The organism is Mycolicibacterium arenosum (assembly GCF_024320865.1).
Taxonomy (GTDB): Bacteria; Actinomycetota; Actinomycetes; order Mycobacteriales; family Mycobacteriaceae; genus Mycobacterium; species Mycobacterium arenosum.
In genome coordinates, this window is the sequence record NZ_JANDBD010000019.1 from 38,964 (window position 1) to 50,371 (window position 11,408).

At 69.0% G+C, this 11,408-nt stretch carries 14 protein-coding genes and 1 pseudogene; 13 read left to right on the forward strand and 2 right to left on the reverse strand.

Going from position 1 to position 11,408, the window contains the following annotated elements; all coding sequences use genetic code 11:
* Window positions 1-58: 58 nt before the first annotated feature.
* The 6 genes from NM203_RS31600 to NM203_RS31625 all read left to right on the forward strand — a co-directional run bounded on the left by NM203_RS31600 (window position 59) and on the right by NM203_RS31625 (window position 4,468).
* Window positions 59-316, forward strand: a complete 258-nt coding sequence (locus NM203_RS31600; protein WP_255064896.1) for a hypothetical protein — start codon at window positions 59-61, stop codon at window positions 314-316.
* A gap of 98 nt (window positions 317-414) precedes the next feature.
* Window positions 415-1,680: a GTP cyclohydrolase II gene (locus NM203_RS31605; RefSeq protein WP_255064897.1), complete on the forward strand. Its 1,266-nt coding sequence runs from the start codon at window positions 415-417 to the stop codon at window positions 1,678-1,680.
* Window positions 1,677-2,900, forward strand: coding sequence for a URC4/urg3 family protein (locus tag NM203_RS31610; RefSeq protein WP_255064898.1), 1,224 nt, complete (start codon window positions 1,677-1,679; stop codon window positions 2,898-2,900). The genes NM203_RS31605 and NM203_RS31610 overlap by 4 nt, the downstream gene beginning before the upstream one ends.
* A 17-nt stretch (window positions 2,901-2,917) precedes the next feature.
* On the forward strand, window positions 2,918-3,544 hold the full coding sequence (gene upp / locus NM203_RS31615; RefSeq protein WP_255064899.1) for a uracil phosphoribosyltransferase: 627 nt from the start codon (window positions 2,918-2,920) through the stop codon (window positions 3,542-3,544).
* A gap of 281 nt (window positions 3,545-3,825) precedes the next feature.
* Window positions 3,826-4,050, forward strand: coding sequence for a hypothetical protein (locus NM203_RS31620; RefSeq protein ID WP_255064901.1), 225 nt, complete (start codon window positions 3,826-3,828; stop codon window positions 4,048-4,050).
* 160 nt (window positions 4,051-4,210) lie between these two features.
* Complete coding sequence (locus NM203_RS31625; RefSeq protein ID WP_255064902.1) at window positions 4,211-4,468, forward strand: hypothetical protein; 258 nt, start codon at window positions 4,211-4,213, stop codon at window positions 4,466-4,468.
* Window positions 4,469-4,535: 67 nt separating this feature from the next.
* Here NM203_RS31625 and NM203_RS31630 read toward each other — a convergent pair.
* Window positions 4,536-4,678 (reverse strand): annotated as a pseudogene (locus NM203_RS31630) (TIGR03667 family PPOX class F420-dependent oxidoreductase); the annotation flags it as partial.
* A gap of 23 nt (window positions 4,679-4,701) precedes the next feature.
* Between NM203_RS31630 and NM203_RS31635 the strand changes: the two are divergent.
* The gene (locus NM203_RS31635; protein WP_255064904.1) at window positions 4,702-5,364 is read left to right on the forward strand and encodes a nitroreductase family protein; all 663 of its coding nucleotides are present in this window, start codon (window positions 4,702-4,704) and stop codon (window positions 5,362-5,364) included.
* A gap of 54 nt (window positions 5,365-5,418) precedes the next feature.
* On the opposite strand, the gene NM203_RS31640 is transcribed toward NM203_RS31635, so the two are convergent.
* Window positions 5,419-5,883, reverse strand: coding sequence for a tRNA (cytidine(34)-2'-O)-methyltransferase (locus NM203_RS31640; RefSeq protein ID WP_255064905.1), 465 nt, complete (start codon window positions 5,881-5,883; stop codon window positions 5,419-5,421).
* A gap of 272 nt (window positions 5,884-6,155) precedes the next feature.
* On the opposite strand from NM203_RS31640, the gene NM203_RS31645 reads away from it, so the two are divergent.
* From NM203_RS31645 to NM203_RS31670, 6 genes are read left to right on the forward strand one after another with little or no spacing between them, the layout of a single operon-like run.
* Window positions 6,156-9,206, forward strand: coding sequence for a sensor histidine kinase (locus tag NM203_RS31645; protein WP_255064906.1), 3,051 nt, complete (start codon window positions 6,156-6,158; stop codon window positions 9,204-9,206).
* Between the two features lie 7 nt (window positions 9,207-9,213).
* Window positions 9,214-9,624 (forward strand): roadblock/LC7 domain-containing protein, encoded by a 411-nt coding sequence (locus NM203_RS31650; RefSeq protein WP_255064907.1) that lies wholly within the window; start codon window positions 9,214-9,216, stop codon window positions 9,622-9,624.
* 7 nt (window positions 9,625-9,631) lie between these two features.
* Window positions 9,632-10,018 (forward strand): DUF742 domain-containing protein, encoded by a 387-nt coding sequence (locus NM203_RS31655; RefSeq protein ID WP_255064908.1) that lies wholly within the window; start codon window positions 9,632-9,634, stop codon window positions 10,016-10,018.
* Entirely contained in the window at window positions 9,999-10,577 is a 579-nt protein-coding gene (locus tag NM203_RS31660) for a GTP-binding protein (protein ID WP_255064911.1), read from the forward strand. Before NM203_RS31655 ends, NM203_RS31660 begins: the two co-directional genes overlap by 20 nt.
* A 20-nt stretch (window positions 10,578-10,597) precedes the next feature.
* Window positions 10,598-11,146, forward strand: a complete 549-nt coding sequence (locus NM203_RS31665; protein WP_255065006.1) for a pentapeptide repeat-containing protein — start codon at window positions 10,598-10,600, stop codon at window positions 11,144-11,146.
* The gene (locus NM203_RS31670) at window positions 11,076-11,402 is read left to right on the forward strand and encodes a nuclear transport factor 2 family protein (protein ID WP_255064912.1); all 327 of its coding nucleotides are present in this window, start codon (window positions 11,076-11,078) and stop codon (window positions 11,400-11,402) included. Before NM203_RS31665 ends, NM203_RS31670 begins: the two co-directional genes overlap by 71 nt.
* Window positions 11,403-11,408: the final 6 nt, after the last annotated feature.

Here is an 11,408-nt window from a genome sequence, read left to right on the forward strand (position 1 = left end):
GCGAAGGTTCTCTCAACCCGGACACCACCGGAACACAACCACCGAAAGTGAGAACATCGTGAACAGCATCCGCAAGTCCATCGTCGGAGCCGCCCTCGCCGGCGGTCTGCTCCTCGGCGCCCCCGTTCTGGCGACGCTGGCCGCCGCACCCGCCTCTGCCGACAGCGGCATCGTCTTCCAGGACGGCAACGGCGGCGGCTTCGCGATCGGCGACGACAGCGTGGCCTTCGGCAACGGCAACGGCGACGGCGCGGTCATCACCGACGACGGCTTCGGCTTCCGCGTCGGCGGCCTGCAGCTCAACCTCGACGACTGACACCACAGCTGCCCACCGACCACGCGCCCGCCCCTCGACGAGGGGCGGGCGTTGTCGTCGCCGGGCACGAACCGTTGCTGGTGGGGGATCATCTAGGTATGACCGCCAGAGCAGACGGATCCGTACCGGGTCGACCATCGCCGCACATCCGGCTGACGTCGCACCCCGTCACGGCCGTGCACGCCGTCAACTGGGGGGCCGCGACCGCCGCTGAGCGCGGCCCGGTGATCGCCACCACGAGCAACCGTCTGCACCGCAACGCCATCGGCACCCACTCGGGCTCGTACAGCGTCTACCGGGCGCTGGCCGTCGCCGCGGGAGCGTTGTCGCGCGAGCATCGCGCGGACCTCACCAACACCGCTCCGACCGACGTCGTCGGCCCGTATGCGCAGTGGGGCGACCCGCAGGCCATCGTCAGCCTCGACCCCTGGGGTGCCGCCGTCGCCGACGTGTTCGCCACCGAACTGGCCGACGGCCAGGACATTCGCCCGACGATCGCGGTGACCAAGGCCCACGTGCTGTTGCCCGAGATCATCGAGGCGGTGCAGAAGGGGCGGCTTCGCCCGGACGGCCGCGTGCTCGTCGATTCCGGAGCGGCGGTCGTCACGAAGGCGGCGATCGAACCGGTGTGGCACCTGCCGGGGGTGGCGGCCCGCTTCGGCTGCTCGGAGTCCGATCTGCGCCGGGTGCTGTTCGAGGAGACCGGCGGCATGTACCCGGAACTGGTCACGCGCGGCGACCTGGAGGTGTTCCTACCGCCGATCGGCGGCCAGACCGTCTACATCTTCGGCGACCCGCACAAGCTCGCCGACCCTGCCGTGGAGTTGACCGCACGAGTGCACGACGAGTGCAACGGATCGGACGTCTTCGGCTCCGACATCTGCACCTGCCGGCCGTACCTGACGCACGCGATAGAGGAGTGCATCGCCGGGGCCCAGCGCGGTGGCGTCGGCCTGGTCGCGTACTCGCGCAAGGAGGGTCGGGCACTCGGTGAGGTGACGAAGTTCCTCGTCTACAACGCGCGCAAGCGTCAGGTGGGAGGGGACACCGCCGATCAGTACTTCGCCCGCACCGAATGTGTTGCGGGAGTTCAGGACATGCGTTTCCAGGAGCTGATGCCGGACGTGCTGCACTGGTTGGGCATCACGAAGATCCACCGGTTGGTGTCGATGAGCAACATGAAGTACGACGCGATCACCGGGTCGGGCATCGAGGTGGGCGAGCGGGTCAACCTGCCCGACGAGCTGATCCCGGCGGACGCGCGCGTCGAGATCGACGCGAAGACCGCCGCCGGGTACTTCACGCCCGGTCCGATCCCGGACGCCGATCAGCTGCGGAGCACCGTCGGCCGGGATCTGCGGTGAGCCTGGTCTCGGCCTCCGCGGTCGACGACCTCCGCACCACGGCCGAGATCCGCAGCCGAGCGGAGTACCTGCTCGCGCGCGCCCGCGGCGACGAGTCGGAGTGGTTCACCGTCGTCGACGACGCGTTGCCCGGTGCGGCGGCCACCGTGGCCGACCTCACCGCGACGCGCTTCCCCGACCTCGTGATCCCGTTCCACAGCCGGTGGCGGCACTTCGAAGCCGGCGGGGTGGATCGCACCGCGGACCTGGACCTGTCCGGCCTCGATGCCGCGGAGCGGGCCCGCACGTGGATCGACCTCGCCGTCGTCAGCGTCCTGCTCGACGCGGGTTCGGGCCCGGACTGGCGCTACCGGGAGACCGGCACGAGTCTGGACTTCACCCGGTCCGAGGGGCTCGGCGTCGCGAGTTGGCACGCCTTCACCACCGGAGTGTTCTCGTCCGATCCCGACCAGCCGCTGCGGGTCGACGCCGACGGCCTGATCGACCTGGACGCCGATCGGCTGGCGCACGCCTTCCAGGTCGGTCCCGGCAATCCGCTCGTCGGCTTCGAGGGGCGGGTCGCCCTGCTGCGCAGGCTCGGGTCGGCGCTGGCGGACCGCCGGGACGTGTTCGGGTCGAGCGCGCGGCCGGGCGGGATGTACGACGCCCTGGTGACGCGGACCGGCGCGACGAGCGTGCAGGCCCACGACATCCTGTCGGCGCTGCTGTCGACGCTCTCGGGAATCTGGTTGGCGGACAACGGGATCGACGGGCAACCACTCGGCGACTGCTGGCGCCACGACGCCGTGCCGGGCCGCGGCGCGACGCGCGGTTGGATGCCGTTCCACAAGCTGTCCCAGTGGCTGACCTACTCGCTGCTCGAGCCGTTCCACTGGGCCGGGGTGGATGTGCAGGGCCTCGACGCGCTGACCGGACTGCCCGAGTATCGCAACGGCGGCCTGCTGCTGGACTCCGGCGTGCTGCGGCTGCGGAACCAGGGGTGGGCGGGCCGCTCCTGGACGCCGGCCGACGAGCTGGTAGTCGAGTGGCGCGCGCTGACCGTCGCGCTGCTGGACGAACTCGCGGTCCTGGTACGCGATCGCCTGGGCGTCGACGCCGAGGCGATGCCGCTGGCGTGTGTGCTCGAGGGCGGCACCTGGGCGGCGGGCCGACTCCTGGCGCAGCGGGCGCGCGGCGGCGTGCCGCCCCTGACCGTCGTCAGCGACGGCACCGTCTTCTGAACACTCGAGAGGAACCCATGTCCGGCGTGCACGTCATCGATCACCCCCTGGTTCAGCACAAGCTCAACACGATGCGTCGTAAGGACGCCTCCACCAACACCTTCCGCCGCCTCGTCGAAGAGCTGTCGGCGTTGATGGCCTACGAGGTGCTGCGGGACATCCCGCTCCACGAGGTGCAGATCGAGACGCCGCTGGAGACGATGACCGGACAGCTCATCGACGGCAAGAAGCTGGTGTTCGTCTCCATCCTGCGGGCCGGAAACGGCATCCTCGACGGCATGCTCAGCGTCGTGCCCAGCGCGCGCGTCGGCCATATCGGGATCTATCGAGACCCGAAAACGCTTGTTGCCGTGGAGTACTACTTCAAGGTGCCCAAAGATCTCCAGGAGCGCGACGTCGTGGTGGTCGATCCGATGCTCGCGACCGGGCACACCGCCATCGCGGCGGTGGACCGGCTCAAGGAGTGCGCACCGCGGTCGATTAAGTTCGTGTGTCTGCTCACCTGTCCCGAAGGCCTGGCCGCGATGCAGGAGGCCCACCCGGACGTTCCGGTGTACGCCGCCGCCGTCGACCGGGAGCTCAACGAACACGGCTACATCGTTCCCGGCCTGGGCGACGCCGGGGATCGCATCTTCGGCACCTAGCGCCAGCACTGCCGGTCCACGGCCGCTTGCCGCTTGCCCTAGCGCTGATGGGGGCAGCCGCCGGCAAGCCTGATGACTCGAACGCGAAAGCCTACGTGCCCCGCCTCGCTCTCAACGCGAGAGCGCACCGGTGTCCACCAATCGGTGGACACGGGTTTCATCCGGTGCCTCCACCGGCTGCCCGACATACGTCGTCGCGGGTTCGCGACATAGTTGTCTCATCGCCGGAACACACCGGCGGCAAGCAGGTAAAAGCGAACTCACACAGAAGGATTCACGAAATGACCAAGCTCACCCGCCTCCTCGCCCTGCCCGTCGTCTCCGCAGGCATCCTCGGTGGCGCCGCCCTCGGCCTGGCCGGTATGGCCAGCGCGCAGACCCAGGCCCCGACCGGCCCCGGTTACAGCTACAGCCCGCAGACGACGGCCACCCCGGCCGCCACCCAGCAGCCCGGGTGGGCGGCACACCACGGCCCGCAGCACGTCGCGAACCTGCAGAACCGGTAACCCCACAGACCGGTAGGCCCTCTCCGAACATCCCCGCGGAGAGGGCCTACCGCTGTGCGCGGGGTCGCCAAGAAGTTGTTGAGGATGTGCCAAGGCGCGGTTGCGAAGGTTCTCTCAACCCGGACGACACCGGAACACAACCACCGAGAGTGAGAACACCATGAACAGCATCCGCAAGACCATCGTCGGCGCCGCCCTCGCGGGTGGCCTGCTGCTCGGCGCCCCCGTGCTGGCCACCCTGGCCGCCGCGCCGGCGTCGGCCGACAGCGGCATCTTCTTCGAAGACGGCAACGGCGGCGGCTTGGCGGTCGGCGAGAACGGCGTGGCCTTCGGCAACGCCAACGGCGACGGCGCGCGCATCAGCGACGACGGTTTCGGCTTCCGCGTCGGCGGCCTCCAGGTCAACGTCGACGACTGACATTCACACCACGACTGACCCCGGCGCCACGCGGCGTCGGGGTCGTTGTCGTTCTCAGCCCTCCGTCGGCCTCACCGCCGATGACGACGATGCCGCCGCCCTGCCCGTCGGAGTCGAGGTTCACGCTGTTGATGAAGCGACGGTGGTGAGCCAGCCGTAGTGATCGGAGGTGAGGCGGTCGACGACTTCCGGTGTCAGATCTGCTGGCATGCGCGCGAATGTAGTCTCCGGCTATGTCCTCTACGACCTCCTCCCCGCAGCTGAACCTGACCGTCGACGAACTCCTCACCACCACCCGGTCGGTGCGCAAGCGCCTCGACTTCGACAAGCCGGTTCCCCGCGACATCGTGATGGAGTGCCTCGACCTGGCGCTGCAGGCGCCGACCGGTTCCAACGCGCAGGGCTGGCAGTGGGTGTTCGTCGACGACCCGGAGAAGAAGAAGGCGATCGCCGACATCTACCGCGTCGCGGCCACGCCGTACCTCGACATGGAGAAGCCCACCTACGGCGACAGCCGCGACGAGCGCACGCCGCTGGTCGTCGACTCGGCGAAGTACCTCAACGAGAACCTCGAGAAGGCGCCCGTCTTGATGATCCCGTGCCTGGAGGGCAGGCCCGACGGAGCGCCCGCGGGGATCAGCGCGTCGTACTGGGGCTCGCTGCTGCCCGCGGCGTGGAGCTTCATGTTGGCGCTGCGGTCGCGCGGGCTCGGGTCGGCGTGGACGACGCTGCATCTGCTCGGCGAGGGGGAGAAGCAGGCCGCCGACATCCTCGGCATCCCGTTCGACACGTACGCCCAGGGCGGGCTGTTCCCGATCGCCTACACCAAGGGCACCGACTTCAAGAAGGCGAAGCGGCTGCCCGCCGAGCAGCTGTCGCACTGGAACAGCTGGTAGCGATTTGCGTGTCGCTAACCGCTGCCAGCGCGGGTTTCGACACGCGAGCCACAGTTACACCGCGCCCGCGAAACCCTGCTGACGCCACGCCTCGTACACCGCGACCGCGGCCGCGTTGGACAGGTTCAGCGACCGCCGACCGCCGAGCATCGGGATGCGCACTCGCGCGGTGATGTGCGGGTCGGCGAGGGTGGCCTCGTCGAGGCCCGTCGGCTCGGGCCCGAACATCAGCACGTCGCCCGGCCGATAGGCGATGTCGGCGAACGACGTGTCGGCATGAGCCGTGAACGCGTACACGTTGGCCGGCGTCACCTCCGCCCACGCCGTCGGCAGGTCCGCGTGCACCGTCACCGACGCGAGGTCGTGGTAGTCCAGGCCGGCCCGTCGCAGTTTGGGCTCCGACAGATCGAAGCCGAGCGGCTCGACGAGGTGCAGTCCGCAACCCGTCGCCGCCACCATGCGGATCGCGTTGCCCGTATTCGGAGCGATGCGCGGTGAGTAGAACAGCACGTTGAACACGGCGGCGGAATCCTTTGGTCGGGCATGTCTCGGATGTGCAACGACATTTGCTCGTATAACACACGAGTCGGCAACGGCCCGGTCACGAACTCTGTCTGTTCAGTAAGAATTGTGGAAACGCTCGCACATCGCTGTCATACTCGACAAATTGCCAGGCGGACGTAGATCTTCCGGTGCCCACCCCGACGTGGGCAAACTGCAGCAGGAAGCCTTATGACAAACGCGCGATTGATGAAATGCGGGCCACTGGCCGGTAGCACGGTCGGGGCGCAATGACGGCCTTCGGGCAGCAGCAACCACCGGGCGCCGCTATTGCCGAATTCGAGAACAATCTCGCGCAGCCGCCGAAGCGTCCCGCGCGGTGGGCGATGAGCAATTGGCCGGTGCGATGGAAAGTCTTCGCCATCGTGGTGGTTCCACTGCTATTGGCGGGTGCATTCGGCGGCCTGCGGATCTACACCGGCTGGACGGCTACCGACGAGTTGCAACTCGCGTCGGACCGCGCGGACCTCGTCCCCGCCACCGAGGACTACATGGCCTCGCTCGAGGCGGCACTGCTGGCCAACTCGACCGGCGGCGACCCGCAACCGGCCCTCGCGGCGTTCGACACGAGCAAGCAGAACCTGCAGCGCCACCTCGCCGACACCGACATCGTCCCGGACGTCGCCAAGGGCACCCAGACGCTGCTCGAGGGCGGGCAGTCGTTGCTGGATCAGGTCACGGCCAACAGCATCAGCCTGCGCGACCGGATCACCACTTACGCACCGATCCTGCTGACCGCCGAGGACGTCGTCACGGGGTCGGTCCGCGTCGACGACGAGCAGATCCGCGCCGAGGCGCTCGGCCTGTCGCGTGCCATGGGCGCCCGTGGCCAGATGATGATGCAGCAGCTGCTGGTCAACCTCGGCGGCGAGATCCCCGAGCCCGAACTGCGCACGTCGATGGTCACGCTTGCCGGCACGGAGCCCTCGACGCTGTTCGGCATCAGCCAGGTGCTCGGCATCGGCTCACCCGACGCCGAGAAGCTGCAGAGCGAATTCGTCACCCGCATGGGCATCATCTCGGACCCGGCGATCCCGCTGGTGAACAACGCCGAACTCAGCCAATCTCTGCAGGCGACCAACGAGATCGCACTGCAGGTCATCGACTCCACGAAGTCGGGCATCACCACCGCGATGGCCGATCGGGTGAGCACACAGCGGCAGGAGGCCATCCGCGACTCGGTGGTGGTCGGCGTCGCGATCCTCGTCGCGCTGCTCGTCGTCCTGCTGGTGGCCCGCACGCTGGTCCGGCCGCTGCGCCGGTTGCGCGACGGCGCCCTGAAAGTCGCCCACGACGACCTCGCCCGCGAGCTGGAGCGGGTGCGCTCCGGAGGTGCGGTGGGTCCCGTGCAGCCGCTGCCCGTGCACACCACCGAGGAGATCGGCCAGGTCGCGCACGCGGTCGACGAACTGCACGAGCAGGCCATCCTGCTGGCGGGCGAGCAGGCGAACCTGCAGATGCAGGTCGACGACATGTTCGAGACGCTGTCCCGCCGCAGCCGCTCACTGGTCGACCAGCAGCTGACGCTGATCGACAACCTCGAGCGCAACGAGGAGGACCCGCAGCGTCTCGAAGCGCTGTTCCGCCTCGACCACCTGGCCGCGCGCATGCGCCGCAACGGCGCCAACCTACTGGTGCTCGCCGGGTCGAAGGTGCCTCGCGAGCAGGCCGATCCGGTGCCCGTCGCGGCGATCATCAACGCGGCCGCCTCCGAGGTCGAGGACTACAACCGCGTCGTGACCGCCGTCGTCCCCGAAAGCGAGGTGCTCGGCGTGGTCGCGGGCGACCTCGTCCATCTGCTGGCCGAGCTGCTGGACAACGCGCTGCGCTACTCGCCGCCCATCTCGCAGGTCCGGGTGTCGGCCGTTCACACCGGAAACGGAGGCCTGGTCATCGAGGTCAGCGACATCGGCCTCGGGATGACGGATTCCGATCTGCGCGTGGCCAATACGCGCCTGCAGTCCGGCGGTGAGGTCAACCCCTACACCGCGAGGCACATGGGCCTGTTCGTGGTCGGGCGGCTCGCCTCACAGCACGGCCTGGTCGTGCGGCTGCGCAGTACCGTTGCGGGGGATCCGAATTCGGGCACCACCGCTGGTGTGTACCTCCCCGGTGAACTGTTGATCGAGCACGGCGACGGCTACCGGGCGCCCGCACCCGGCGAGTACGGCGCGGTCACTCCGGCCGACGCGCACGCCGGTATCGCGACGGCGCTCGCCCTCGACGAGGACCACTCGGGCCACGCCGGGTACGACGAGCAGGGCCGAGACTTCGGTGCCGAACCCGAGTTCGCGCCGGCGCCGGCAGCCGACCACGGCTACGGCTACGGCTACGGCGGCGAACCGGAATACCGTGGCGAACCCGAATACCGTGGCGAACCCGAATACGGCGCAGAACCCGAGCCGGATTACCGCAACGGACACGGTGAGATCCCCGTTTCGCTTCTGCCGCAACGTAATCCGGGCGCCAGCGGAATCTCGGGCATACCGTCCATGCCGCCGCCTCCTCCGTCGGTCGAGCCGGAGTCGGACTGGCCGGACGAGGAGTGGCCCGCCGACTCGATGCCCGCACAGACTCAGCCTCAGCAGCCGTCGTCGTACCCGCCGCCTCCCGCGGCTCCGCCGCCGGGTCGTCCGGCGCCAACCAACACCTCGGCGTTCTTCGCGTCGCGCGACCAGGCGGCGAACCGGCAGCAGCCGTCGCCGCCTCCGCCGCCTCCGAACGGGCTACCGAACCGGCCGGTTCCGTACTCCAACGGCGTATCCCGTCCGCCGACCAACGGGGTGCCCCGACCGCCCGCTCCCGAACCGGAGTCCGACGCCGGCGTGGCGGAGGCCCCGGCAGCGGCGACCGTTCCCGCCACCGGCGATCAGGCACGCAGCAGCGACGGCTCCATCTTCGACAAGATGCTGTCGGAGTGGCTCATCGACGATCCCCACGAGCTGGCGCAGAGCTCCGACCTGGATTGGCAGACGGTCTGGGACAAGGGCTGGGAAGCGGCCGCCGCCGCGGCCGAGGCGCCCGTCGACCAGCACACCGAACACGGCCTGCCGATGCGCACGCCCGGTGTTCGGCTGGTACCCGGTGCCGCCGAACAGGGTGAGCGCGCCGCCAACGGGCGACACCGCAACGGCGGCGACGCCGAGGGCTCGGATTCGGAACCCCACGACATGCCGCACCGGAATCCGGACGCGGTGCGCAGCACGATCAGTAGTCATTTCGGCGGCGTGCACGCGGGCCGCACGCATGCGCGGGAGATCAGGGAGACGGATAAAGGATGACGCGGCTGTGACCCGTTCAGGACAACGAGACTCTCTGGACTGGCTGGTCTCCAAGTTCGCGAGGGAGGTTGCCGGCGTGTCGCACGCGATCCTGGTATCCGCCGACGGCCTGCTGATGGCGGCCAGCGAGCACATGCCAGGAGAGCGCGCCGATCAGCTCGCGGCGGTGGCGTCGGGGATGGCGAGCCTGTCGACCGGTGCCGCGCAGCTCTTCGACGGCGGCTACGTCATGCAGTCGATCGTCGAGATGGAGAACGGCTATCTGCTGTTGATGCGCGTGGGGGACGGGTCGAACCTGGCGACGCTGGCGACGCCGGGCTGCGATATCGGCCAGATCGGCTTCGAGATGGCCGTGCTCGTCGAACAGGTGGGCACCGTGATCCAGTCCGGACGCAGACGCGCCGGGCAGTCGTCTTGAGCCGCCGATGGACGCGCCACACGACACCTGGGACACCGGCGGGATGAGGGAAGGGGCCAGCCTGGTTCGGCCCTACATCCTGACATCGGGTCGCACTCGGTCGCGTGTCGCACTGGCGCTCGAGGCTCCGATCAGGACACTGGACCCTGCGCCCGCGCCGCGTTGGCCCGGCAGTGATGTTCGTGCCAAGATTCTTCAGTTGGGTGTCGAGGCCCCCTCGGTCGCCGAGATCGCCGCACGCCTGTCGTTGCCGCTCGGTGTGGCGCGTGTGCTGATCGGGGACCTGGTGGCTCAGGGCTACGCACAGGTCCACGACACGCTCGACGAGACGTCGACGACCGACGAACGACGCGAACTGATCGGAAGGACCCTGCGTGGCCTACGGGCACTCTGAGGGGCGCACCGCCTCGACGAAGATCGTCATCTCCGGCGGCTTCGGCGCAGGCAAGACGACGTTCGTGGGTGCCGTGTCCGAGATCATGCCGCTGCGCACCGAGGCGCTGGTGACCAACGCCTCGCAGGGCGTCGACGGGCTGGAGGCCACGCCGGAGAAGAACACCACGACGGTCGCCATGGACTTCGGTCGCATCACCCTCGCCGAGGATCTGGTGCTCTACCTGTTCGGGACGCCGGGCCAGCGCCGCTTCTGGTTCATGTGGGATGACCTGGTCCGCGGCGCGATCGGGGCGATCGTCCTGGTCGACGTGCGGCGGTTGCAGGACAGCTTCGCGGCGGTCGACTTCTTCGAAGCCCGGCGGCTGCCGTTCCTCGTCGCGGTCAACGAGTTCGACGGCGCGCCCCGGTATCCGCACCCGGAGGTCCGCAAGGCGCTCGCGCTCGCCGAGCACATCCCGATCGTCACCGTCGACGCGCGTGACCGGCACTCCGCCAAGGCGGCGTTGATCGCCGTCACGGAGTACGCGTTGATGAACCTGTCCACGCTGCCGGGGTGAGCACGTCGCACGACGACGACATGGTCTGGCTCGACCGGGAGTACGTCGGCCACGACTTCCGTGACGACGATCTGAGCCGCCTGCGCACCGAGCGGGTGGTGTTCACCGAGTGCGATTTCAGCGGAGTCAACCTCACCGAGTCCGAGCATGTCGGCTCGGCCTTCCGCAACTGCACGTTCCGGCGGACCATGCTGTTTCACAGCAGCTTTCACGGATGCAGTCTGCTGGGTTCGGTGTTCACCGAGTGCCGGCTGCGACCGCTGACGATGAGCGAAGTGGACCTGACGCTGGCGGTGCTCGCCGGCTGCGACCTGCGCAGCGTCGACCTCAGCGACTGCCGGTTGGCGGAGGCGAGCCTGGTCGGAACGGATCTGCGTAAGGCCGTGCTGCGCGGTGCGGACCTGCGCGGCGCTCGCACCCAGAACGCCCGCTTCGAGCAGGCGGACCTGCGCAGAGCGCGCGTCGACGCGACGTTCTGGACCACCGCCGCGGTCAGGGGTGCCAAGATCGACGTCGACCAGGCCCTGGCGTACGCGGTCGCGCACGGTCTCGACGTCGGAGGGAGTTAGCAGTGTCGACCCCGTCAGGGGACGAGCGGCGATCCGCGAGTTCCACCGAGAGACGTTCGCGGGTGGTCCGTTGACGTGTACGCCGGTGAACCTCGTCGTCGACGGCGAGTGGGCGGCCATCGAGTGGACCGATCCCGCGGGCTTTCGCGGATGTGGGTTCTTCCGGGTCGTCGACGACCTCATCGTCACCCAGCGCGGCTACTGGGACAGCGCACAGCTCAACGAGATTCACCCCGACGTGCACGGAGCGAGCTAGCCCCGC